Genomic DNA, 23,507 nt, shown 5'->3' with positions numbered 1-23,507 from the left:
CTCCTTTATTCATAAAAATCTACCTGACTGTCTACCAGTTCATCACCCTTGTAGCTAAATTTAGCAGAAAAGAATTGTTTGTCATCCAGTAACCAAGAAACAAAGGTGTGATCACCCTCCCAGGTCGGTTTATCTAACACTTCCTCGTAAGGGACCCATTCAAGCGTTCCTTCGTCACAATCCCTCAACTCACCCTCAAACTCTGTTGCCTTAAAGACATAGGTATACCAATCATGGTCTGGCGTAAATTCTGGAAAGGTAATAATCCCCTTTAAGACGGGCTTTGCATGCAAACCTGTTTCTTCAAAAATTTCTCTCACAGCGCATTCCTGCGGAGTTTCGCCCGCTTCTAACTTACCCCCAACGCCAATCCATTTGCCGGCATGGACATCATTTTCTTTTTTGTTGCGGTGCAACATGAGCAATTCTTTTCCGTTGTCGAGATAACAAATTGTCGCTAATTTTACCATCTTTCCTCCTACAAAAGCCAGTTAATTGGCGTTAGTCCCTTGTTTTCTAAAAAGTGATTGGTTCGTGAAAAGGGCTTGCTGCCAAAAAAGCCACGATAAGCAGACAAGGGACTGGGATGAGCTGATTCAATAACAAAATGCTGAGGATTGGTCACTAAAGATTTTTTCTTACGGGCATAAGATCCCCAAAGAATAAAGACAACTGGGCTTTCTTTTTGATTGACCACCTTGATAATGGCATCCGTAAACGACTCCCAAATTTGTCCAGCATGGCCATTGGCCTGTCCAGCAGGAACCGTCAAACTAGCATTGAGCAGCAAGACACCTTGTTCTGCCCAGGGTGTTAAATCGTGCTGAATTTTTTCACCCACATCATCTGCCAGTTCTTTTAAGATATTTTGCAAAGACGGAGGGGCAGGTAAATCATTGGGTACAGAAAAGCTCAAGCCCTGTGCCTGCTTAGGACCATGATAGGGATCTTGCCCCAAGATAACCACTTTTACATCTTCTAAGGCTGTTGTCTGAATAGCATTAAAGACTTTTTCCCTCGGTGGATACACTACTCCTTGTCCGTAGACAGAATCCAAAAAGTGATTGATTTTTCCAAAATAGCCTTTAGGGAGTTGCTGTTTAATTAAATCATGCCAGGCCGAATGTTCCATTAACTGCCTCTTTCTTCCTCTTCTTCTGGGTAGGTTAAGCCCCAGTCGCTACGTAACTTTGTCATCATCTCCATAACATCACGACTATAAGCTAGATACATCTGATTATCATTGCCTGCTACCGCTCGCTCCATATCAAGAACTTCATAACGAAGGGCATCTTTTGTATCCCCTGTTTCAATCACTTCCTGATGGCCATCTTCTGTATAGGTGATGACTGCTTTTTGACCTCTTGGATATTCATAGAGTTCAATATAGGCCTTGTCATAAGCTAGCATTCCCCTTTTTGGCTGTTTAGCATGAAGACTCAAGCTAATGGTTGCCATTTCCCCTTCTTGATTGGTCAACAAGATTCCTACCTGTTCATCAACACCTGTCGGAGCAAATTGTACTTGAGAAAGGATATTCTGAGGACAAGAAGACATAAACCATCTCACAAATGATAGGGCATAGACACCGATGTCTAATAAGGCTCCACCTGCTAGTTCTCGATTGAAAAACCGATTGGTCATGTCATAATCTTTGTAGCTACCAAAATTCATCTGAATCATTTTGAGTGGACCAAGTTTCCCTGAATCCACCACATCTTTCAACTGGCGATAAATGGGCATGTGGTAAATGGTCATTGCCTCGGCTAATACAAGCCCCTTTTCTTCTGCAAGCTGAATCGCTTCTTCCAATTCAGCACTATTTAAGGTAATAGATTTTTCACATAAAACGTGCTTCCCTGCTGCTAAAGCCTTGCGCAGAAAGTTGATATGCGTATTATGAGGTGTTGAAATATAGATAATATCCACTTCGTCATCTGCAAAAACTTCATCAATCTCACGGTAGACTTTTTGTATGCCATATTGGTCTGCAAAGGCTAATCCTTTTTCATAGGTACGATTGGCGACAGAATAAAGATTTCCACCCAATCCTTGCAACGCTTGAGCAAGTTCATGCGCAATCACACCTGTTCCCAGCGTTGCCCACTTTAATGATTTTTCACTCATCATTTCTCCTTTCTCACACTTCCTTTTTCTTGCTTCTTTCTTTGACTAAATAAATCGGACGTTTCTTGGTTTCTAGAAAGACCTTTGAGACATATTTCCCTAAAATTCCAATGGTCATTAGCTGCAAACCACCTAAAAATAAAATGATACAAATTGTTGACGGCCAACCGATAGTCGGATCGCCGAATACCAAGGTTTTAACGACAATCACTACCATCATCAAAAGAGAAAAGAGAAAGGTCAAAAATCCCAAATAAGAAGCGATATTGAGTGGAACTTCTGAGAAATTGATAATCCCCTCAATCGAGTAAGACAAGAGTTTCCAGAAAGACCAACTGGTTTCACCAGCTACACGTTCGACATTTTCATAGGGCAGATACTTCGTTTCAAAACCAACCCAGGCAAAAATTCCTTTTGAAAAGCGATTGTACTCGGATACCTCTAAGATTCCATCTACCATGTGACGGCGCATCAAACGAAAATCACGGGCTCCGTCCACTACTTCTACCTGGCTGATTTTGTTCATTATTTTGTAGAATAGAGTCGCAAATACGCTACGAATTGGAGGTTCACCAGCACGGGTCACACGGCGTGTTCCAACACAATCCAAATCAGCATTGATGTCTAGCATAGCCTTCATTTCAATCAGTAATTCTGGCGGATCTTGCAAGTCTACATCCATAACCGTGACCAAATCTCCCCTTGCTTCTTTGAGACCTGCATAAAGTGCCGCTTCCTTGCCAAAATTTCTTGAAAAAGAAAGGTATTGAACTGCCATATCTTGACTGGCCAAATCACGCAACACCTCTAAGGTCTGATCTGTAGAACCATCATTGATAAAAAGGTACTCAAAATCTTCCGCCATTTGCTGTCGGATTCTCTCCATTTCCTGATAAAAAATCGGAATTGCTTCTTCTTCATTGAAGCAGGGAACAATGACTGAAATCATATTTTCCTTTCCTTTTGAAACATCCTTGTTAAGCCAAGGCTTGATAGCAATACAATCTGTGGGAAAAACTGTAATAAATACCGTGTCTTTCCGCCCTCGAATATCATGAGAAATAACATACCACCAAAAAGACTCAAACTTAAAAAATTCATGGCATCATCTGACCGATAGCGCCACACCACCCCAAATAAGCCAATAACGGTCACGACCCAAACAACTTGTTTTATCGCTTTGTAAGCAGCATAATACTTCCCGTCATACTCAATGACTGACTGACGAATAACTTCTGCAACCGCATTGTCTTTTGTATAGATATAGAGTGGTGAAATCAAGGGCGTTTTCTCATCTTCAGGCTTGGTATACAACCAATTCAAGGCGCCGTCATACAGGGTGTTTTCCAGCTTGTAACCTAAATGACCTATGAAAGAAATAGGGGTATAGGCATGGAGGCGACGTTTGATTTCTTTGAGTTCATTTGCTTGGGCAAACATGCCATTATTGTAGTTGCTTCTGCGTTCTGGAGCAATATACTGCAATAAGCCTTTTTTCATATCTTCTTGGTCCGTCCCAGAGTAGGTTAAACCTAGATTGATAAAGGTTGTCAGTCCCTTTGCCAAGGTTTCATCATGGACAATCTTTACTTCTTTCTGCTGATTCATTCCATAGCTCAAGCTGCCAAAGATTAGCCCAAAACTACAACCCAAGACAGCCATCGCATGGATAAACCGTTGCCAGTTTCCTTTCAAAAACAAGACCATACCAAAGGCAATCACAATCACCAAGGCAGTAGGACGAAGAACGCTCGCAAGCGCAGTCACCAAGCCCAACAAACACAAGCGTTGAGTACCTTTCTCCTCCTCTTTTAACAGCGCTACCATTAGGTAGAGCTGAGCTGCCAAAAATGGAAGGGATGTAATATCTGTATAGGTTTGAATGACATAGGGCGAAAAGCCAAGCAAGACTAGGTAGAGACTAAAGACCATATCTGCAACTCGCTGACTAGAGAAATCACGACCAACTCGGTACAGAATATAAGCCGTCCCGTTCATATAAAGGATTCCTAAAACTTGGAGTAGCCAAATAGTAGCCTGTCCAAACAGATGATAAAGTCCTCTGGCATATAAAAACAGGGCCAGATTATTAGGATTCCGTGTCAGATAATTGGAGATTGATTGCTCTTCTATCAGATGTAAAGCCCCTGTGATGACTACCGCAGCATCTCGCCTGACCAGCAGATTGGCAGATAACACTACCGCAATTTGAAACAGCAGCGCAAGGGTCAACAAGACTTTTTTATGACACATGGCATAGGCATAAGCCCTACCCAGCAGCTCTTTTTTGACAAGATAGAGAAGGCCAATAATGACAGTAAGACCAATCCCAATCCAAGGCAGAGCTAGTAAATGCTTGACCACAACCGCTAGCCAAAACAGAAGCAGAAGCCACATTATTTTTTGCAGACACTTAAAAAATAACTGATACATACTGCTCATTATAGCATTTTCGATAAAAGATTTCTATTGTTACAAAAAGGGAGCTGATAAACTGTCCAGCTCCACAATGTTTAAAAACAAAACTAATCCTGCCACGTTTCTTGGTTTTCCTTAAATTTCTTCAGCAAGGTCAAACCGTCCGCATTGATGTACCCCTGTACCTTGGCTACCTTGATCAGCTCAGTATAGTTCGATAAGGTCACCAATTTCACACCTGCTTGCTCAAAATTAGCATCCGCCTTTGGCAATTCATAGGTGAAAATAGCGACCACACCTAAGACATCTGCACCCTCACGCTCTGCTGCTGCTACTGCATCAAGTACAGAACCGCCAGTCGAAATCAGGTCTTCAATCACGACCATCTTTTGCCCTTTCACGATGCGACCTTCTACCTGATTGCCTGCTCCGTGGTCTTTTGGTTTGCTACGAATATAAGCAAATGGCAAGTTCATTCGGTCTGCAATAATCGCTCCATGAGGAATTCCTGCAGTTGCAGTTCCTGCAATCACTTCTACTTCAGGAAATTCTTCTTTGATTTTTTCAACAAAACCATTTTCAATCAAGCTACGAGTATCTGGATAAGAAAGGGTAATCCGATTGTCTGTGTAAATCGGTGATTTAATGCCAGATGCCCAAGTAAATGGTTCTTCTGGTTGCAAATATACGGCCTTAATATCGAGCAAGTGTGCTGCAATTTCTCTTGATAATGTCATCATGTACTCCTTTTTGATTCCTGTATTCTATAGTTGATTCCATTCTTTATAAATAGTGCGGTAGGCTTGAACAGGGTCTATTGCCTGCGTAATCGGACGACCGACAACGATATAGTCACTCCCAATCCGATAGGCATCTGCTGGACTGACTACTCGCTTTTGGTCTCCGACTGCTGCACCCTTCGGACGAATTCCTGGGGTCAAACAAACAAAGTCTTCAGAGGTCACTTGCTTGATAGCTGCCGCTTCCTGAGCCGAACATACCACACCGTCTAGACCAGCTTCATAGGTCTTTTGAGCATAATGTAAGACTGATTCTTGTAAACTGCTTTGGATATTTTGGTCTGCTTGCATCTGCTCTTCAGAAGTCGAAGTCAACTGGGTCACCGCTATCAAAATGGCTGATTCCCCCAAGCCACGCTTAGCTGCTTTCATCATTTCGACACCACCAGCCGCATGCACATTTGTCATATCAACTTCCAAATCTGCTAGAACCCGCATAGCTGATTCGACGGTATTTGGGATATCATGCAGTTTCAAATCTAGGAAAATGCTATGCCCCAAATTCTTGATATAACGGATTATTTCTGGACCAGCCGCATAATATAATTCCATGCCGACCTTGACATACAGACTTTCATCACTGGGAAAAAGGGCTAAAAAGGCTTTGACCTGATCAAAAGCTGGAAAATCAAGAGCAATCACGGGACGTTTTTCTCTCATATTCTTTCCTCTCTACAAAAAGAACCTTGCCAGATGAGACAAGGTTGCACGAAAAGAAGGGTAGACCCTAGTTTTCCATGAATACCTTTCTAGCCTCTCTGGACTGAGTTAAAGGGTTTTATCGGATGTTTACTGTTTGCATTCTACTACACACATTGTACTAATTCATCTGGCGATTGTCAACCGCTATCCTAACGAAGAACGCAATTCCTGACGAATGTCACGGCGCAAGTCTTCCAAGCTTGTGATACCATATTTGTCCATTTCCCTTGGCAAATCCTCGATAATGCTTGGACAAGCAAAGGGATCAGTAAAATTGGCTGTCCCAACACCAATGGCTGAAGCGCCCGCAATCATCATCTCAATCGCTTTTTCAGCAGAATCAATCCCGCCCATGCCAATAATAGGAAGATCCGTTACTTGAGCCACTTGACGAATCAGCTTTAGTGCAACAGGAAAGACCGCAGGGCCTGACATACCGCCTGTCCCATTGGCAATAATTGGCTTGCGAGTTTTTAGATTAAACCGCATCCCCACTAGGGTGTTAATCATGGTCAAGCCACTTGCTCCTGCATCTTCTGCTGCTTTTGCCAGTAAGCTAATATCTGCCACACTAGGAGTCAATTTGACATAGACAGGCACGCTGGAGGTTGCCACCGCAGCTTTCACCGCTTCATAGGCTAATTCTGGCACCTGACCAATCAAGAGACCATGATTGCCGTGATCTACATTGGGACAGGAAATATTTAGTTCGATTGCTTTTACATTCTTAGCTTGGGAAATTTTTCCAGCCACATAGGCATATTCTTCATTGGAGAAGCCGGCGACATTTGCGATAATGGGAAGATCTGGAAAATGCTGTGCCAGCCAGGGTAATTTCTCTGCAAGAACTGCATCGACACCGGGATTTTGTAGACCAATGGCATTGAGCATCCCAGACGGGGTTTCAGCCACTCGTGGCGTTGGATTGCCATAGCGAGGTGCTTGGGTCGTCGCCTTAATCATAATGGAGCCAAGGCGATTCAAATCAAAATAGTCTGCGTATTCCTGACCGAAACCAAAACAGCCTGAAGCTGGGATAATCGGATTTTTCAAGTCAAGTCCTGGTAGGGAGATTTTCAAACGATTTTCTGTCATCTCATGCTCCTTTCTCACAATACAAGACTACCTGTTGGAAAGACGGGACCTTCCTTACAGACACGCTTATTTTCATGTTCCTTGCCACCTTTAGGACGAACTACACAGGCGTAGCAAGCTCCCATTCCACAGGCCATACGAGCCTCAAGAGAGAGATAGGCATGCGGATGATCTTCAAAACGCTGGTCCACATAGGTCATCATAGCCGGCGCTCCGCAGGCATAAACTGCATCAAACGCTTGGGACAAGTCATCAACGATTGTCGAAACATAGCCTTTTTGACCATAGCTACCATTATCCGTCGTGACAAATACTTGACCGTAGCGTTGCAATTCCTCTTCTAAAATGACCGCCTGACGATCAGCAAACCCAATTACAGAAACCACCTTGACTCCTCTTTGATGAGCTTGTTTGGCAAGTTCCACCAAGGGAGGAACACCAATGCCACCTCCGATAACGAGAATGGTTTGGCCTGATTCTAGATGATCAAGAGAAAAGCCATTTCCAAGTGGCCCCATGACATCAATCTCATCGCCTGCCTGCATCTGAGAAAAAACAGCGGTGCCCTGACCTTCCACCCGATAAATCAAACGGGCTTCTTGCCGATCAACATCAATTTCTGAAATCGAAATGGGACGTCGGAGAAGCATGGCCTGATCTGGTACCCGCAAATGAAGAAATTGACCAGGCTTCATCTCTCTCACCATTTCTCCTTTTAGAATGAGAGAAAATATTTTCGGGGCCAAGCAATCTTGACGAACAACGGTCATCATCTCTTTTAGAATCATACTTCCTCCTACAAAAAATAACCTTGCCACGAGGCAAGGTTACACGAAAAGAATGAGCCTTTGCAATTCCAACTCTAGTAGCCCCCTCCTTCTCACATCTTTGTGAATCATGCGCGCTACCTGCCTAAAATCGCTCGTCTCTTAGAACCTGTATTCATAAGCTCTAAATAGAACTGCTGAGCTGTGAATATAGGTTCTTACTATCTGTATTCGCCTTTTTTGCCTCTCTGGACTCAATTAAAGGTTTTCTTATCTTGCATTATACATTTTTCGCCTTTTTTTGTCAAATCATGTTACAATAGAGATATGAGAATCCAACAATTACACTACATCATTAAAATTGCTGAAACAGGCAGCATGAACGAAGCTGCCAAACAACTCTTTATCACCCAACCTAGCCTATCCAACGCTGTTCGCGATTTGGAAAAAGAAATGGGTATTGAGATTTTTTACCGCAATCCCAAAGGCATTACCTTGACCAGAGACGGTATGGAATTTCTCTCCTATGCCCGACAAGTCGTGGAGCAGACTGAACTCCTAGAAGAACGCTATAAAAATCCCGGCGCAAAACGCCAACTCTTTAGTGTCTCTTCTCAGCATTACGCCTTTGTGGTCAACGCCTTTGTTTCTCTGCTAAAAGAAACAGATATGGAAGACTACGAACTCTTTTTACGGGAAACACGGACTTGGGAAATTATCGATGATGTGAAGAATTTCCGTTCTGAAATCGGTGTCCTCTTTTTAAATAGCTTTAACCGAGATGTCCTCTTAAAGCTACTTGATGACCACCGCCTAAGCCATACCCACCTCTTTACAGCAAGACCCCATGTCTTTGTCAGCAAGACCAATCCCCTCGCCCAAAAAGAACTCATTAGCCTAGAAGATTTGGCAGATTTTCCCTACCTCAGCTACGAGCAAGGAATCCACAATTCTTTCTACTTCTCAGAAGAGATTCTATCTCAAGAACACCATAAAAAATCAATTGTTGTCTCCGACCGTGCAACCCTATTCAACCTACTAATCGGACTAGACGGCTACACGATTGCTACAGGGATTTTAAATTCCAATTTAAATGGTGATAATATTGTCTCGATTCCTCTTGACTATGATGACGAGATTGAATTAGTCTACATTCAGCATGAAAAGACCATTCTTTCTGAAATGGGTGAAAAATTTATCAGCTACCTCCTAGACGAAGTCAAGTTTGATGGAAACTAGCTTCTTTCAACGGAAAAAAACTGTAAAAAACATAGTGAAAGCGTACCGCAAGAATAAGTGAAAATTATTCATCTATTCTTTCGGAAAACGCTTCCATTATGTTTTTATTTATGCTATAATAAGTCTATCTTATATATAAGGAGTGATCTATTTTGGCACAAAATAAATTATTAGCAATGATTCTTGCCGGCGGACGTGGAACGCGCTTGGAAGGCTTGACCAAAAAAGTTGCAAAACCTGCTGTTGCATTCGGTGGAAAATACCGCATTATTGACTTCCCTCTCAGTAACTGTGCAAACTCAGGAATTGACATTGTTGGTGTTTTAACGCAATACGAGCCTGTCCTACTCAACTCTTACGTTGCCCAATCTCAACGTTGGGGATTAGATGTGCAAGGCTCTGGTGTCTTTGTGCTTCCTCCAAGTGAAAAAATTGAAGGATTCGGTCTCTACAAGGGAACAGCCGATGCTATTACACAAAATATCGACTTCGTTGACTTGCACGATCCAGAATATGTCCTCATCTTATCTGGTGACCACATTTACAAGATGAACTATGACAAATTGTTGGACACTCATATCCAAAACGAAGCAGATGCAACGATTGCCGTTATCGAAGTACCGATGAAAGAAGCATCACGTTTTGGTATCATGAATACCGATAGCCAGTACCGTATCGAAGAATTCGAAGAAAAACCAGCTAAGCCAAAGAGCAATCTCGCTTCAATGGGAATTTACATCTTTACTTGGAAGACCCTCCGGAAATATCTTCTTGAAGATGATAAGCTAGATACGTCATCACACGACTTTGGGCACGATATTATTCCAAAATACTTGGCAGACGGCAAGCGCCTCTATGCTCACCCATTCCGTGGCTACTGGAAAGATGTAGGAACTGTCAACAGCCTTTGGGAATCGAACATGGACTTGATTGACCATGCCGATGACCTAGACCTATCTGATTCATCTTGGAGAATCTACTCAGAAGACTCTGGCTCTCCTGCCCAAGTTATCGGTTCAAACGCAACTGTCCGTAGCGCTTATATCGACAAGGGAGCAATTATTGAGGGAAGTGTTGAACATTCTGTCGTTTCAACAAATGTACTGGTTAACCACGGAGCTTCCGTAAAAAATTCTGTCCTACTACCTGGCGCTACGATTGGTGAAAATGTACAATTAGATTATGCCATTGTTGCGGAAAATGTGAAGATTGCAGAAGGAACCAAACTATCCGGTACTGCTGACTCTATTCTCTTGATTGATAAAAACGTAAGCAAGTAAGAAAGGATTACCATGCTAAGAAATACATTAGGAATTGTCAATATCGAAGGAAATAATGTGCATTTTGGAGATGTCATGGATCACCGCGGCGTTCAAGCCTTTGGTTTCTTGGGACGCTACCGCTTAATCGACTTTGTTCTATCCAACATGTCCAACTCTGGAATCAGTGATTTCCAAGTCTATATGCCAGCAAAAATGCGCTCAACCATTCAGCACGTCGGAACTGGTAAACATTACAACATCAACAGTAAACGTGGAAAATTACGCTTGCTCAACAGCGCAACAGATTTTAACTCAATCTATCAACACGATATCAAGGCCTTCTCAGACCATATCCACTACATTGAAAATTCAAATAAGGAATATGTCCTGATTGCGCCGTCCTACTTTATCTACAGCCAAGACTACTCAAAATTACTAGACGAACATTTAGCAACCAAGGCTGATATTACTGTCTTGTATAAAAATGTCACAAATGCCAAAGAAAACTTCATCGGCTGCCAAACCCTCAAATTTGGCGAAGACAAACGGATTATTGAATTTGAAGAAAATCACGGTAAATACAAGAACCGTCCTGTTTCCCTTGAAGCCTACTTCATGAAACGAACGCTCTTTGTCGAGCTAATCAAACGTGCCAATAAGGTCTCTTCTCTCTACTGGCTCAAAGACATTTTACGAGACGTTGTCGAGCAGTACAAGATTGTGGGCTATGCCCATCGCGATTTTGTTGCTTGTATCAATACTGTTGAAGCCTACTTCCAAACGCAGCTTGACCTCATTGATCAAGATACACGGAAATTACTCTTCAAGCACAACTGGCCAATCCATACACAAACAAGCGACAGCTCTCCATGTCTTTACGGACCACTGGCAGATGTCAAACGTAGCTTGATTTCAAATGGTGGAAATATCAATGGTCAGGTAGAAAATTCCGTCATCGACCGGGATGTCGTCATCGAAGAAGGCGTTGTGATTAAAAATTCTATCATTCTAAACGGTGTAACCATCAAGAGCGGTGCCAATATTGAAAATGCTATTATTGATAAGGCAACCACTATTGCCCACCCAGTTGACATTAAAGGAAGTGCGACAGCACCTGCCTATCTGAAAGCCTATCAAGTTATCTAGGAGGAACTATGTCCAAAAAATCTGTTCTCTTTGTCGCTTCAGAAGGTCTTCCCTTTATCAAAACAGGTGGATTGGCTGATGTGATTGGCTCCTTGCCCAAAGAATTGGTCAAACAAGGAATGGATGTGCGAGTTGTTCTCCCACTCTATCTCAAAATCGCTGTTCATCATCATGCAGACTTTGACTATGTTTCGAGTTTTGATGTACGGGCAGGCGATATCCAGTCTATGGCCAATGTCTACCAACAAGTGGTGGACGGGGTTACCTTCTACTTCATCGAACACCGTGACTTTTTTGAGCGCAAAGATCTCTACGGCTACGATGACGATGCCATGCGCTTTGGTTTCTTTCAACACGCAACCTGTCGCTTGTTAGAAGCACTCCACTTCTTCCCAGATGTCATTCATAGCCATGACTGGCACACGGCTGCCATTCCATTCCTATGTCGGACTTTTTATAGCTATCGTGAAGAATTTCGTGCCATCAAGCATGTCTTTACCATTCACAATCTAGCCTTCCAGGGAATTTTCAACAAACAAGCTCTCTGGTCAGCTTTGGGAATGGATTACAGCTACTATGTAGACGGTATTGCCCGCTTCCATGATGACTGTATCAGCTTTATGAAATTAGGGATTCTCTACGCAGATAAGGTAACTACCGTATCTGAAACCTATGCGCAGGAAATCCTAACAGAAGAATTTGGCGAACACATGCAGCATGTCTTAGAATTGCGCCGCCATGACCTATTAGGAATTGTCAATGGAATTGACTACGATACCTGGAATAGCCAGACAGATGAGTACCTGTCACACCACTACTCACTGGAAACCATTCACAATAAAAAGGCAAATAAACTAGCCCTTCAAGCCCAGTTTGGCTTGCCACAAGATGAACACGTCATCTTAATCGGTATCGTATCTCGCCTAACCTGGCAAAAAGGCTTCTATCTCTTAACAGAAGTCCTCAACCAGCTCTTACAGGCCCATGTACAGTTTGTCATTCTTGGAAATGGAGAATCAGACATCGAACATGCCTTCCACTATTTCAAAGATGCCTATCCGGATAAATTTGCCTTCTATCAAGGCTACAATGAACCCCTAGCACACCAGATTTACGCAGCGAGTGATCTCTTTCTCATGCCATCTATGTTTGAACCATGTGGCATCAGTCAGCTGATTTCTATGCACTATGGTACACTCCCACTTGTCCGTGAGACCGGGGGCTTGCGCGATACCGTCCTTCCTTACAATGGTATGACCAAAGAAGGGCGTGGCTTTAGTTTCTGGGGCAAGGATGCCTACAACATGAAGCAAGTATATGATTTAGCCCTTGATACCTACTATAATCGTCCAGAAGATTGGCAACAATTGATTCGTCAAGCCATGACAGCTGATGTCAGCTGGACAGCCTCTGCTAGCCGCTATATCGATCTCTATAATGAAATCACCTACTAAGAATTGACAAGCCGATCCTACCTGCGGCTGAGCAGAAAAAATGTGTAAAAATAGAATAACGTAGTAGTTGATTGCCCTCTTTGTTCGCTTTTTAAGCTTCAAAGAGGGCTGATCAACTTTGTGGGTGTGATCAGACGAACTCTTTTTAAAGATAGTAGATTGAAAAAGTACTAGGACAAGGCAAGGAGCTGCAGATAGAACTGGCAGTAATTGAGGATTACTCTATAATCCCTATTTCCAACCTTCAACAGTCTACTGGACTATTGAAGCAAAGCAACTGAACGATGTCCTAACCCTTATTCCATTCACCATAATCCGAGTTCTTTTCCACTCCCCTTTTAGGAAGGAGAATACATGACCTTCACAGATCTTGATTTATATTATTTGCATACTGGTGAACATACCAGTCTTTATGAAAAATTGGGAGCGCATATCATCAAGGAAAAAAATAAAATCCTTGGAACTGAATTTCGTGTCTTTGCACCCAATGCTCAAACAATCTTTGTGGTGGGGAGCTTTAATAATTGGCAAAAGACCCACCCGATGCAGCGCGAACTAGACGGTGTTTTCCAACTCTATATTGACGGACTAAAGTCGCTTGAAGATTACAAGTATCTCATCGTCACCCATGACGGCAGAGAACTCTATAAGGCTGATCCCTATGCTTTCTATAGCCAACTCCGGCCCAATACCGCTTCAATTACCTACAATCCTCGCTATAAATTTAAAGATGAGAAATGGATGTATGAACGGGTCAACTATGATTTTAAAGAAGCACCTTTTTCTGTCTATGAAGTCCATCTCGGCTCTTGGAAGCAAAAACTGGTAAATGAAGACGGTGCAAATCCCTTTTATACTTACAAAGAATTAACGCCCCTACTCATCGACTATGTCAAAGAGCATCAATTTACCCATATTGAACTCTTGCCCATCACAGAACACCCGCTAGACGCTTCTTGGGGCTACCAGGTGACTGGTTACTACAGTCCAACCAGTCGTTACGGTAAACCAGACGAGTTGAAATACCTCATTGACCAATGCCACCAAGCAGGAATTGGTGTGATTCTTGACTGGGTACCTCTCCACTTCTGCAAGGATGCCCATGGGCTCTACCAATTTGACGGTAGCTGGCTCTATGAATACGAGGTTGAGGGCGACCGAGAAAACCAACAGTGGGGTACAGCCAATTTTGACCTTGGAAAAGGTGTCACACGCTCCTTCCTCTTATCCAACATCAAATACTGGCTAAACGAATTTCATTTTGACGGTATTCGTGTTGATGCCTTGTCTTATCTCCTCTATTGGCGAGGGGAAACAGAAGATGACAAGCTCAACCACACAGCTATTGATTTTATCAAACGGGTCAATGCCTTGATTCATACCGAATACAAGGGTGTGGTGATGATTGCTGAAGACTCTTCGAGTTATCCAAAGGTTACGCATGCCCTTGAAGAAGGCGGACTTGGCTTTGACATGAAATGGGACTTGGGCTGGATGAATGATACGCTGAAACATATGGAGCGACCATCTATTTTCCGCAAACACCATGCCAAGGAAATTACATTTGGAATGTACTACAACCAGAGTGAGCAATTCATTCTTCCCCTCTCCCATGACGAAGTGGTTCATGGAAAACTGTCTATTGTCAATAAAATGAACGGTGACTACGAAGACAAATTCCATCTGGCGCGTGCTTATTACAGTTACTTCTTTGCCCATCCCGGTAAAAAACTACTCTTTATGGGAAATGAATGGGGCCATATTCGCGAATGGCATGAGTATACCCAAATGGACTGGAGCCTACTCGACTTTCCAATCCATCAATCCTTTGCTCAAATGATGAAGACCCTCACCAACTTCTACCGTCAGCATGATGCTTTCTGGAAGTATGATTACCAAGTCCATGAAAAAGGCTTTAAATGGGCAAAAATCCTAGAAGAAGCCAACTGCTATGCATTTTGCCGTTACAGCGACGAGGAAGAAATCCTAGTCGTCAATAACTTCAATGATCAAGAGGTTTACGATTTGCAACTGGATCTCCCAGAAGGGGCTGAGTACCAACTAGTCTTTTCTTCCAATGCCATTCCAACCGAAACTTTCACATTGAAAGCAGATAAAGACGGCGCACGCATCACCATACCACGCTTAACGACCTACTATCTTAGCCGCCTAGACAGTTCAGCAGATAGTGACTAGAAAAAATGAGCAGAATATTTCTCACTAAGTGCCTAGGCGAGAAAAATTCAGCGAAATTTGCAGACCTTGCATCTAGGATTGACAAACACAGCGAAAAATACCAGACTTAGTAGCTAGGCTGGAAAAATGCAATGAAAAATAGCAGACCTAGCTCCTAGTCTGCAAAAACGCAACGAAATATAGCAGACTTAGCTCCTAGGAGAGAAATTATTCAGCGAAAAATGTCTGACTTTGTGCCTAGGCTAGAAAAATTCAGTAAAAAATACCTGATTTGTAAGATAGACTAGGAATATTTGATGCATATTGACTTCCCTAGTAACTAGACTTGCCTCTTTCAGGCCTTCGCTAGATACACATAACCCCAATCCAAATGCTGGATTGGGGATTTTTCTATTCAACTGCTGTATATTTGGCAACTTCTTTCAAGTAGTTTTCGTACTCACCACTCTCCACAAGTCCTTTAATAATCTTATCGATTTCTGTCTTTAATTCACCGCTGTCTTTTGACATGGCAATAGCCTTTGTATTCGCCTCAGTCTCTGGGAAGGCAATATCTGCAACAGCAAGATCCTTATTTTGAGATGTATAACCTAATGCGACTGGAGAATCCAATAAAACAGCATCGACTTGACCGGATTTCAACTCATTGATTGCTTCTCCTACTTGGGTCAGAGAAACAATACTGGAATCTTTCAACTCCTCTTTGGCATAAGTTTCTTGAGTTGTTCCTTTTTGAACAGCTACTTTTTTACCCGCCAAACTCTCTATTGACCCAAAACTCTTGACGGCATCTTGTTTCACCAGAAGCATATCCTTTACCTTGTAGTAGGCATCTGAAAAGTCAAAGACCTTCAAGCGTTCTTCAGACACAGATAGTCCTGCAATAGCAATATCAGCCTTGCCATTTTGCACACTATTTAGGACATTGTCAAAGTTCATGGATGAAACTTCCAATTTCACGCCCAATTGTTCTGCCAATTTTTCAGCCAGCAGAATATCCGCTCCGACAACCTTATTTTTCCCTTCAACCAAGGTTTGGAACTCAAATGGCGCATAGTCTGGACTGGTCGCAACCACCAAGCTGCCTTTTTCTTTGATTTTTTCTAATGGATCCTTACCCGCATCCTTACTAGAACCACCACATGCGGCCAAGCTCAAACCCGCCACAAGAGCAACTGTTGCTGTCATCATTTTTTTCAATTTCATCTTTTTTCCTCTTTTTCTGTTTCTTTATTATAGTGTATTAAGAAAGGAATCGGACAAGGCAAGGAGCTGCAGATAGAACTGGCATTAATCGGGGATTACTCCATATCCAACCTTCAATAGTCTACTGGACTGTTGAAGGTTGGAAATAAGGATTATGCAATAATCCTCAGCTACCATTAGTCCGAACTAGTGGTTCAAAGGGGCGAGCTGTGCTCGTTCTATTTCCAGCCTTCCACAATTCTCAATTGTGGAAGCTAGTCAGATGTTGATTTTTATAGAGTATAACGATGTCCTAACCGTTATTCCATTCACTATACAATCTTCAAACCTTAGTAAACCCTCTATATCATCGGACTTTTTCTTTCATTTTCATCCTATTTTCTCCTTTTTTCAAAAGATAATCTTATTGTAAAGTATTTTTATTCATTTGTCAACCTTATTTTGTATTTTTATTCATTTTTTGATAAAAAATGCAAAACTATGCTAAATCTAAAACATGAAAACAAGCCCAGTATCCCTTCTGGACTTGCTCACTGATTATCGAAAATGCTTATCCCATTCTCCATTTTCATCTTTTTGCGTATAGAAAAATTCTGACAGACTTGGATCATCCATAACCTTTAAAACTTCTAGTAAATCATAGGCCAAATCCATCTGAGATAATTCGGCTTTGGGAAGCCAAAAGACTTGTCCCTCATCGCTTGATTGTAGCTGACCAGAGAAATGCTTCGCCTTATAAAGAAAAACGATGTAGCGATGACCATCCTTATCCGGCCAATGCTTTAGCCCAACCAATTGAGGATGTTTAATCGTCAAGCCTGTTTCTTCCAAAACTTCTCGGACAACTGAATCATGAAAATTCTCACCAGACTCAATATGTCCTCCCGGAAATGCAAGACCTGACCAGCGATACAGTTTGGGATCTCTACGTTGCACTACTACACGACCCTCACTATCCTCAATTAAGCACATATTGGTCAGCGTGACCAATTCCTTCCGCGACATACTTCCTCCTTAGACTGTATACAGCATTCTTTTTTCAATCAGGTCCTCGCCCAAACGGACCACCTTACTGATTCCGTCAAACCGAAATCCGACACGCTCGTAGAAGCGAATGGCTCGTTCATTGCCTTCCAAAACCCAAAGCGAAACTTGTTGAAACTCCTTCAGCTGTTCCAAGGCAAACTGCATCAGACGATAGCCGATTTGCTGTCCGTAATATTCTGCTAAAATATAAATAGCATAAATCTCTCCGGCATTCTCCAAGTTTTCCTGCTGAGAAGCTGTGCAACAAACAAAGCCGACAACCTTATCCTCTATCTTTGCGACAAAGACATCATTAGGATAGTCAAACGCCCATTTGCGACAGCGTTCCAAGGTATACTCTTTCCAGAAATGATCTGGTAACAAGCGGGAATAGGCTTCTTGCCAGGACTTCCAGTGAACATAGGCCTTAGCTTCTTTTTCCTCATCCGTTAGCATCGGGGTTATAGTGAACATCACACTTCCTCCTTGGTTTCCAAATCAATGTAGCTAGCTAATGCTATAGTGAATTGAATAAAGGTTATACTCGTCAAAAATCAAAGTCTGACGTCGTTAACTCACCTTGCTTCAACAGTCCTGTGGACTGTTGAAGGTTGGAAATAAGGATTATGCAATAATCCTCAGCTACCATTAGTCCGAACTAGTGGTTCAAAGGGGCGAGCTGTGCTCGTTCTATTTCCAGCCTTCCACAATTCTCAATTGTGGAAGCTAGTCAGATTTTGATTTTTATAGAGTATTAGGACATCGTTAAGTCGCTTTCTATCTGCAGCTCCTTGCCCTTTCTCAATCCACTATAATATAAATACAAGCTCTGCTCTCTTAAACTAGCTGATTGAGCTGATACTGCTTGATTAGCTCTTCTGTCTCTTGCTGCAATTCTTCTTGGTGAGGAGAATGATGATTAATCATCTCTTGTACTTCAAGCATGGAAATGATCGTATCTTCTGTCATTGCTTGAAGAGGTGAGTCTGACGGTATATTCTGCCGAAATAGCAGAACATTCTTCAGCACTTGTAAATGGTGAGGCGCATTTTTCACCAAGGAATCAAGAGTCACACTTTGCCCTTTCCTACCAAATAAATACTGGTAAACATTTAAAGGAAGATAGAGCCATGATGTGACATACTGCATAGGAAATAGGCTATATTCCACATCTACATAGTAGATTCCTTCTGTCAAACGAAATGGATGTTTCTGTAACAAAGCAGTCTTATAGGTCAAACTATGCATGGGTAAACGCTTGGGTGGAAGAGTAGACTGCACAAGTCCTGTCAACGAAGAATCTACAGGCTGTTCTAGTATAGATTGTCCATAGGCAGGAATTTGCTTGGTAAAATCGGTCACAAGCATATCTACCTCACTGTCTTTCAAAGCATCCAATAATGCCTCAAAAGCAGGCTTATCCACCCAATCATCGCCATCCAGAATCTTCAGATAAGCTCCCTTTGTCTCAGAAATTCCACAATTGATAGCAGAACCATGTCCACCATTTTCTTTTGAAATCAAGCGAATAGAAGCTCCATCTAACTGCTCCATGCAAGCCTTAATCATCTCTACCGTATGATCGGTACTTCCATCATTGATTACCAAAACCTCAAAACAACTCCAATACTGCTCATCACTAGCAAATAATGACTCAATCGCTCGTGCAATATAGCGCTCCATATTATAAGCAGGGATGACTACTGTTAATACATACTGATGTCCCATAGCTTTCTCCTAAAACTCTCATGCTATCTATCACCACTATACCCCATCTAGCTCAGGCTGTCAATAACCATATGAATTGAATAAAGGGTAAGCGTCCAATACGCAGTTTCAGCACTATTTTTCTTATCAAACCGACAAGATAAGGGAACTTTCAAAGGAACGATAGGTTGGCTCATCAGAATAGCCTCCAGTTCGATTTTCTACTAACAGTATACTGGAGGTGGGAGTGGTTGGATAGGTACCTTGTTATTGGGCGGTTACGGTTAAACTTAAAAAGAGAACAGAGATACCTGCTCCCTCATCCTGTATGATTCATCGATTTAAAAATGATTAGCTACAATACTTGTTCGCAATGTCAACGATATCGGCCGCAATTAAATCTGCTGTGAGGTGTGAACCACCAGCATCCAATTCCGCAAACCAATTGTTCAACACGACATCTGACACCACCTCAACCGTAGCAGGCTCTACATGGTGATTTCTCTCAATATATTGCTCTACATCTTCTCTTAAACGTACTCTTTCAGTAACTGTTAACATAAATTTTCTCCTCCTCCACTAATACAAATCTATCTGCAACACTCTGATGACAGATACAAAGCTGATTGTCTTCTTGATAGTTTCCTAATAAACGCTCGACTACTTCATCCAACTCTTTTTGATGTTCTTTGTAATCTTTCAAAATCTCTTTTAGTTGAGTAATTTGTCCATCAATTACGGGACCAAAAACCATGGGATACTCATGATTCAGCTTGAAGAAAAAGTCTTTTTATTGCCACCATCCTCATGTGCTTTCGGACATCAGCGACTTCCTTCGGAGTAAAATAATCCAGTGGATTATTTTAGCCCGAGCCCAGAAACAAAGGAGCGAGGATAGTCGATTTCAACGAAATCACGACTTCTGTCTCACTCCCACTTTTAGCACGGCGGAGGTGGCGGTATTGTGCTCGCTACGCTCGCAAATTTTCTAACCTTAAAACTACAGAAATTTAAATATCATTGTAATGTTTTTCTGAATTGTGAGGTTTGTCTACATTCTGAACCATGAGATACTCATGATTAGTTTTACCTTTTTTAACATCCAATTGCACACGATTGCTGTAAATAAAATCAAAGAATTTCTCATCAATCTCAAAAACCTTCGTACCAGCTACCGGCTGTCCATGCAATCTGAACAACAGCACTACAGGATAGACGCTTGAATGAAAACCTCGAACATTCTCTAACTTTCTTTTTGCCCACTTAATAGCTTGCTCTTTTCTCGAAGTTAGGTAGAAACCAATTCCAAAATCACAATTTCTCTTACTATAATCCACCTGAATTCCTTCTTTTAAGGAAGTAACTTCAGTGGATAATGTACCATGATACCGATCCCTAGTATGATTAAAAATCTTTCTAAATGCTTCCACAACACATATCCCAACTCTATTATAGCATATTTTACTGATTACAGACTAGTGATAACCGTAAAATACTACTTTAAATAAGCACTTCCCTAATCTTTTATCTAGATAACACTATCGTGTCTATATATCTATTCGTATTTTTCTTTAAAAAGTTTGGGATTTTTTGATTTTAGATGAAGATTAACCTAGTTTTTCAGCGTACATTTTCATTATTATTTTGCTTCTCTTTTTATCAAAACGACAAAATTATCAATTCCTCAAAGGAAATCAATCACTTATACTACCATAACTACTCGTGAAAACGGAGGTTGTGACTTTCACGCTCCCTCTTTCTATATGGCACAGCTAGTTACTGCTACTACTTTTCACCGAAAATATACACTTTTGTGTCGGAAAAACGCCATTTTGTTGTTTTTTTGCAGCTTTTTATGTTACAATAAACTAAAGTTAGCTAACAAAGGAGGTTTTTATATGGCTACAAAAACATTTACCAGTGACTTTAGTTTCACGCCTGAATCAGCGGACAGCCTGCTAAAAGCACTCCGCAAGGATGTGACTCCTAAAACAGTTGATGTTTCGGATGTAAAATATATTAGTGACCCGGAAGAGATAAAAGCGTTTTTTGGAGTAAAACGATGACATTACACGCTTTCTCACTGTCAGATTTGATAAATGCTCTAGGGCTTAATGATGTCAAAACCATTATTAAGTCCTTTAAAAGTATTAATGTAGAAACTTCCACAGTTCATGATGTGGAGGTCTTTTTACATACCAAAGCGATTGAGTTTGAAAAATCAAGTATTTCATCAACTTATCTAGTTTTTGATACACAAACAGGTGACCTTGTCGGTTTCTTCTCGCTTGCTAACAAGCCTCTCATCTTCTCCAAGAAGGATTTTCAGGCACTTAGTAAAAACAAACAGAAACTCTTCAATCGTCATGGGCGGAAATTGGAAAGCGGTGGACATCAAGTCAATAGTTATCTCATTGGTCAACTTGGAAAGAATTACAGCTTACCAAACAATACCATATCAGGTCGCAAGATACTGACACTCGCTTATGACAAAGCCAAAGAAGCTGCACGTATCATTAATACACGCTACATCTGGTTAGAATGCGACAACAATCCTAAGCTTTTGCAGTTTTATCAAAAATTCGGTTTTGTACTCATCGAAAACTTCGAATCTGAAAGCGGGTTGAGAGTCCTCGTAATGAAGATTCATAAATGACAGTCTTATGACTGTTTTTTTATTCTAGAGCGAAGCCCTTGTTGCTGCTACTTATTGGACGCTTACTCTCTTTTTTATCAAAACGAAAAAATGTAACCGCCCCATAACGAGTTATATTGAAAAACATTCCAAAGTCTGGACGGACTCTGGAATGTTTTCTATTTACAGTTGTTTTGAATACTTTCCGCCCACGGTAAATAAGCCTCTAGAACGTTCTTATTTACGAGGCTTTCCTCACTAGGAAGATGTTCTAGAAGATAAGTCATGTATTTCTCAGTGTTGAGATCATGACGCTTAGCTGTTTCTAGTAAGCTCATGATGATGGCTGTCGCCTTAGCGCCGTCAAAGCTCTGAGAAAAAAGCCAGTTCTTACGCCCCATAACCAAGGTCTTCATAGCCCTCTCTGCTATGTTGTTGGACAAGACTAGATTGCCGTCCGAGAGAATCGTTCGGAAGGTGGTTTCGTATTTGAGGCTATACTCTAAGGCCATGCCCAATTTAGAACCTGATAAAACAGCCTGCTCACGACACCAGTCGAAGAACTCATCCATCAAAGGGGCTAACTCTGCCTGGCGTTTATGTAGTCGCTCTTCAGTAGAGAGGTCAACCCAGTCATTCTCCAAAGCAAATAAGCGGTCGCAATACCTTAATCCCTTAGCTCCTAAAGAGGTCTTGTCTGCCTTCTTAGGCGTCGCCTCGAAGAACTTTCTTCTGACATGAGCCCAACAACCAACTAGCTGAGCTTTGTCTAACTGCCTATATGCCGACCACATATCACAATGTACATAGCCTGTGTAATCTCCAAGAAACTCCTTCACAACCAAGCCACTCCGCCCTTTATCGTGATGATAAAGAGTGATTCCCTGTTCTTCATGCTTCCCAGACAAGAAGGTCCAGTAAAAGGTCAACTGGCTATCATTTTCCAAGACCTTATAAGAAGTCTCATCCGCATGGAGAATGGGCTGTTCTAGTAATTTCTCGTGCAGAAGATCATAAATCGGCTCGAAATAATACTGACTAGACTTGATGTGCCAATTAGCGATTTCTTTCCGTGTGATAGGCAAGCCAAGTTTATTCCAATCCTCTTCTTGGCGGTAGTTCGGTACCTTGAGATTGAATTTCTGATGAATCGTATGAGCGATGATGGAGGCTGACCCAAAGCTATGTGCTAAAGGGGCTTTAGGGACGGGAGCTTTGACAATCTTATCACTGAGATTCTTCTCGCTACACGCCTGACATTTGTAAGCATGTTGGACATGATCAATCCGCTTCAATTGCGCAGGAATAAAGATTAATTCTTGACGTTGGACGGTTGAACCAATCTCTTTCAACTGACCGTGACAGTCTGGACAAGTGCAGTCTTCGCCTTTTAGTTCATGATGAACCATCTCTGGAGTGAATTGACTAAAAATAGCCTGACGAATTCCCTTGGTTTTCTTACGTTTATAGGTAATCGTTTCTGTGTCACCTGGGCAAGTTAGCGTCTTCTTCAGGAAGTGGTTCTTCTTCGAAGAGACTTAGCTGACCAGGTTGATACACAACCTTTTCTGATGACTTGCCATAGAGCTTTTGTGTCAGATAAGCTACTTGTTCACGAAGGAGAGCAAGTTCATTTGTGAGTTGTTGGTTAACAGCTGCTTGTTGTTTAATAATGGCTAATAACTCTTCCATAGTCTCACCCTCCAGTTTTCTTTATTATACCGAAA

25 protein-coding genes are annotated in these 23,507 nt (G+C 41.8%); 7 read left to right on the top strand and 18 right to left on the bottom strand.

The features are described from left to right. Positions 1-5: 5 nt before the first annotated feature. From J5M87_RS04265 to J5M87_RS04225, 9 genes are all read right to left on the bottom strand, one after another. Positions 6-470 (bottom strand): NUDIX hydrolase, encoded by a 465-nt coding sequence (locus J5M87_RS04265; RefSeq protein WP_154608643.1) that lies wholly within the window; start codon positions 468-470, stop codon positions 6-8. Between the two features lie 8 nt (positions 471-478). Beyond that, entirely contained in the window at positions 479-1,132 is a 654-nt protein-coding gene (locus J5M87_RS04260; protein ID WP_154608644.1) for a uracil-DNA glycosylase, read from the bottom strand. Continuing rightward, positions 1,132-2,127, bottom strand: a complete 996-nt coding sequence (locus J5M87_RS04255) for a Gfo/Idh/MocA family protein (protein WP_154608645.1) — start codon at positions 2,125-2,127, stop codon at positions 1,132-1,134. Before J5M87_RS04255 ends, J5M87_RS04260 begins: the two co-directional genes overlap by 1 nt. Before the next feature lie 13 nt (positions 2,128-2,140). Then, on the bottom strand, positions 2,141-3,076 hold the full coding sequence (locus tag J5M87_RS04250) for a glycosyltransferase family 2 protein (RefSeq protein ID WP_154608646.1): 936 nt from the start codon (positions 3,074-3,076) through the stop codon (positions 2,141-2,143). Continuing rightward, positions 3,073-4,560, bottom strand: coding sequence for a glycosyltransferase family 39 protein (locus J5M87_RS04245; protein ID WP_160463260.1), 1,488 nt, complete (start codon positions 4,558-4,560; stop codon positions 3,073-3,075). Before J5M87_RS04245 ends, J5M87_RS04250 begins: the two co-directional genes overlap by 4 nt. A gap of 92 nt (positions 4,561-4,652) precedes the next feature. After that, complete coding sequence (gene pyrE / locus J5M87_RS04240) at positions 4,653-5,282, bottom strand: orotate phosphoribosyltransferase (protein WP_154608648.1); 630 nt, start codon at positions 5,280-5,282, stop codon at positions 4,653-4,655. A 27-nt stretch (positions 5,283-5,309) separates the two neighbouring features. Continuing rightward, the gene (gene pyrF / locus J5M87_RS04235; protein WP_154608649.1) at positions 5,310-6,005 is read right to left on the bottom strand and encodes an orotidine-5'-phosphate decarboxylase; all 696 of its coding nucleotides are present in this window, start codon (positions 6,003-6,005) and stop codon (positions 5,310-5,312) included. A gap of 186 nt (positions 6,006-6,191) precedes the next feature. Beyond that, on the bottom strand, positions 6,192-7,142 hold the full coding sequence (locus tag J5M87_RS04230; protein WP_154608650.1) for a dihydroorotate dehydrogenase: 951 nt from the start codon (positions 7,140-7,142) through the stop codon (positions 6,192-6,194). A gap of 14 nt (positions 7,143-7,156) precedes the next feature. After that, complete coding sequence (locus tag J5M87_RS04225) at positions 7,157-7,930, bottom strand: dihydroorotate dehydrogenase electron transfer subunit (RefSeq protein ID WP_154608651.1); 774 nt, start codon at positions 7,928-7,930, stop codon at positions 7,157-7,159. 306 nt (positions 7,931-8,236) lie between these two features. Between J5M87_RS04225 and J5M87_RS04220 the strand changes: the two genes are divergently transcribed. From J5M87_RS04220 to glgB, 5 genes are all read left to right on the top strand, one after another. Next, complete coding sequence (locus J5M87_RS04220) at positions 8,237-9,148, top strand: LysR family transcriptional regulator (RefSeq protein ID WP_154608652.1); 912 nt, start codon at positions 8,237-8,239, stop codon at positions 9,146-9,148. Positions 9,149-9,300: 152 nt separating this feature from the next. After that, positions 9,301-10,428, top strand: a complete 1,128-nt coding sequence (locus J5M87_RS04215) for a glucose-1-phosphate adenylyltransferase (RefSeq protein WP_154608653.1) — start codon at positions 9,301-9,303, stop codon at positions 10,426-10,428. A 12-nt stretch (positions 10,429-10,440) separates the two neighbouring features. Continuing rightward, the gene (glgD, locus tag J5M87_RS04210; protein WP_154608654.1) at positions 10,441-11,556 is read left to right on the top strand and encodes a glucose-1-phosphate adenylyltransferase subunit GlgD; all 1,116 of its coding nucleotides are present in this window, start codon (positions 10,441-10,443) and stop codon (positions 11,554-11,556) included. An 8-nt stretch (positions 11,557-11,564) separates the two neighbouring features. Continuing rightward, a complete protein-coding gene (gene glgA / locus J5M87_RS04205; protein ID WP_154608655.1) occupies positions 11,565-13,010 on the top strand; it encodes a glycogen synthase GlgA in 1,446 nt (481 codons plus the stop codon). Positions 13,011-13,364: 354 nt separating this feature from the next. Next, positions 13,365-15,206: a 1,4-alpha-glucan branching protein GlgB gene (gene glgB, locus J5M87_RS04200; protein ID WP_154608656.1), complete on the top strand. Its 1,842-nt coding sequence runs from the start codon at positions 13,365-13,367 to the stop codon at positions 15,204-15,206. 390 nt (positions 15,207-15,596) lie between these two features. On the opposite strand, the gene J5M87_RS04195 is transcribed toward glgB, so the two are convergent. The 7 genes from J5M87_RS04195 to J5M87_RS04165 all read right to left on the bottom strand — a co-directional run bounded on the left by J5M87_RS04195 (position 15,597) and on the right by J5M87_RS04165 (position 20,575). Beyond that, a complete protein-coding gene (locus J5M87_RS04195; protein ID WP_154608657.1) occupies positions 15,597-16,412 on the bottom strand; it encodes a transporter substrate-binding domain-containing protein in 816 nt (271 codons plus the stop codon). A gap of 537 nt (positions 16,413-16,949) precedes the next feature. Next, positions 16,950-17,417, bottom strand: coding sequence for an 8-oxo-dGTP diphosphatase (locus J5M87_RS04190; protein WP_154608658.1), 468 nt, complete (start codon positions 17,415-17,417; stop codon positions 16,950-16,952). Positions 17,418-17,426: 9 nt separating this feature from the next. Continuing rightward, entirely contained in the window at positions 17,427-17,912 is a 486-nt protein-coding gene (locus tag J5M87_RS04185; RefSeq protein ID WP_230082373.1) for a GNAT family N-acetyltransferase, read from the bottom strand. Positions 17,913-18,275: 363 nt separating this feature from the next. Beyond that, a complete protein-coding gene (locus J5M87_RS04180) occupies positions 18,276-19,166 on the bottom strand; it encodes a glycosyltransferase family 2 protein (RefSeq protein ID WP_154608659.1) in 891 nt (296 codons plus the stop codon). 330 nt (positions 19,167-19,496) lie between these two features. Beyond that, positions 19,497-19,706: a hypothetical protein gene (locus J5M87_RS04175; RefSeq protein ID WP_154608660.1), complete on the bottom strand. Its 210-nt coding sequence runs from the start codon at positions 19,704-19,706 to the stop codon at positions 19,497-19,499. Next, positions 19,690-19,899 carry a hypothetical protein gene (locus tag J5M87_RS04170; protein WP_154608661.1) on the bottom strand — a complete coding sequence of 70 codons (210 nt, stop codon included), beginning with the start codon at positions 19,897-19,899 and terminating at the stop codon, positions 19,690-19,692. Before J5M87_RS04170 ends, J5M87_RS04175 begins: the two co-directional genes overlap by 17 nt. A gap of 256 nt (positions 19,900-20,155) precedes the next feature. Continuing rightward, the gene (locus tag J5M87_RS04165; RefSeq protein ID WP_154608662.1) at positions 20,156-20,575 is read right to left on the bottom strand and encodes a DUF3990 domain-containing protein; all 420 of its coding nucleotides are present in this window, start codon (positions 20,573-20,575) and stop codon (positions 20,156-20,158) included. A 468-nt stretch (positions 20,576-21,043) separates the two neighbouring features. Between J5M87_RS04165 and J5M87_RS04160 the strand changes: the two genes are divergently transcribed. Further along, a complete protein-coding gene (locus tag J5M87_RS04160; protein ID WP_181351484.1) occupies positions 21,044-21,211 on the top strand; it encodes a hypothetical protein in 168 nt (55 codons plus the stop codon). Then, positions 21,208-21,801, top strand: a complete 594-nt coding sequence (locus tag J5M87_RS04155; protein WP_154608663.1) for an N-acetyltransferase — start codon at positions 21,208-21,210, stop codon at positions 21,799-21,801. Before J5M87_RS04160 ends, J5M87_RS04155 begins: the two co-directional genes overlap by 4 nt. 158 nt (positions 21,802-21,959) lie before the next feature. Here J5M87_RS04155 and tnpC read toward each other — a convergent pair whose 3' ends face one another. Together tnpC and J5M87_RS04145 are read right to left on the bottom strand one after the other, a co-directional pair. Further along, the gene (gene tnpC / locus J5M87_RS04150; RefSeq protein WP_208769386.1) at positions 21,960-23,294 is read right to left on the bottom strand and encodes an IS66 family transposase; all 1,335 of its coding nucleotides are present in this window, start codon (positions 23,292-23,294) and stop codon (positions 21,960-21,962) included. Further along, positions 23,266-23,472, bottom strand: coding sequence for an IS66 family transposase (locus J5M87_RS04145; protein ID WP_154632457.1), 207 nt, complete (start codon positions 23,470-23,472; stop codon positions 23,266-23,268). The genes tnpC and J5M87_RS04145 overlap by 29 nt, the downstream gene beginning before the upstream one ends. Positions 23,473-23,507: the final 35 nt, after the last annotated feature.

This window comes from Streptococcus sp. zg-86 (genome assembly GCF_017639855.1).
Classification (GTDB): Bacteria; Bacillota; Bacilli; order Lactobacillales; family Streptococcaceae; genus Streptococcus; species Streptococcus zhangguiae.
The sequence above is the reverse complement of the archived record's forward strand: the minus strand, read 5'-3'. Positions and strand labels throughout refer to the sequence as shown.

Bases quoted from the DNA above. Each gene is read 5' to 3' on its own strand.
- J5M87_RS04265 (WP_154608643.1), bottom strand. From the start codon at position 470: ATGGTAAAATTAGCGACAATTTGTTATCTCGACAACGGAAAAGAATTG.
- J5M87_RS04260 (WP_154608644.1), bottom strand. From the start codon at position 1,132: ATGGAACATTCGGCCTGGCATGATTTAATTAAACAGCAACTCCCTAAA.
- J5M87_RS04255 (WP_154608645.1), bottom strand. From the start codon at position 2,127: ATGAGTGAAAAATCATTAAAGTGGGCAACGCTGGGAACAGGTGTGATT.
- J5M87_RS04250 (WP_154608646.1), bottom strand. From the start codon at position 3,076: ATGATTTCAGTCATTGTTCCCTGCTTCAATGAAGAAGAAGCAATTCCG.
- J5M87_RS04245 (WP_160463260.1), bottom strand. From the start codon at position 4,560: ATGTATCAGTTATTTTTTAAGTGTCTGCAAAAAATAATGTGGCTTCTG.
- pyrE (WP_154608648.1), bottom strand. From the start codon at position 5,282: ATGACATTATCAAGAGAAATTGCAGCACACTTGCTCGATATTAAGGCC.
- pyrF (WP_154608649.1), bottom strand. From the start codon at position 6,005: ATGAGAGAAAAACGTCCCGTGATTGCTCTTGATTTTCCAGCTTTTGAT.
- J5M87_RS04230 (WP_154608650.1), bottom strand. From the start codon at position 7,142: ATGACAGAAAATCGTTTGAAAATCTCCCTACCAGGACTTGACTTGAAA.
- J5M87_RS04225 (WP_154608651.1), bottom strand. From the start codon at position 7,930: ATGATTCTAAAAGAGATGATGACCGTTGTTCGTCAAGATTGCTTGGCC.
- J5M87_RS04220 (WP_154608652.1), top strand. From the start codon at position 8,237: ATGAGAATCCAACAATTACACTACATCATTAAAATTGCTGAAACAGGC.
- glgD (WP_154608654.1), top strand. From the start codon at position 10,441: ATGCTAAGAAATACATTAGGAATTGTCAATATCGAAGGAAATAATGTG.
- glgA (WP_154608655.1), top strand. From the start codon at position 11,565: ATGTCCAAAAAATCTGTTCTCTTTGTCGCTTCAGAAGGTCTTCCCTTT.
- glgB (WP_154608656.1), top strand. From the start codon at position 13,365: ATGACCTTCACAGATCTTGATTTATATTATTTGCATACTGGTGAACAT.
- J5M87_RS04195 (WP_154608657.1), bottom strand. From the start codon at position 16,412: ATGAAATTGAAAAAAATGATGACAGCAACAGTTGCTCTTGTGGCGGGT.
- J5M87_RS04190 (WP_154608658.1), bottom strand. From the start codon at position 17,417: ATGTCGCGGAAGGAATTGGTCACGCTGACCAATATGTGCTTAATTGAG.
- J5M87_RS04185 (WP_230082373.1), bottom strand. From the start codon at position 17,912: ATGTTCACTATAACCCCGATGCTAACGGATGAGGAAAAAGAAGCTAAG.
- J5M87_RS04180 (WP_154608659.1), bottom strand. From the start codon at position 19,166: ATGGGACATCAGTATGTATTAACAGTAGTCATCCCTGCTTATAATATG.
- J5M87_RS04175 (WP_154608660.1), bottom strand. From the start codon at position 19,706: ATGTTAACAGTTACTGAAAGAGTACGTTTAAGAGAAGATGTAGAGCAA.
- J5M87_RS04170 (WP_154608661.1), bottom strand. From the start codon at position 19,899: ATGGTTTTTGGTCCCGTAATTGATGGACAAATTACTCAACTAAAAGAG.
- J5M87_RS04160 (WP_181351484.1), top strand. From the start codon at position 21,044: ATGGCTACAAAAACATTTACCAGTGACTTTAGTTTCACGCCTGAATCA.
- J5M87_RS04155 (WP_154608663.1), top strand. From the start codon at position 21,208: ATGACATTACACGCTTTCTCACTGTCAGATTTGATAAATGCTCTAGGG.
- J5M87_RS04145 (WP_154632457.1), bottom strand. From the start codon at position 23,472: ATGGAAGAGTTATTAGCCATTATTAAACAACAAGCAGCTGTTAACCAA.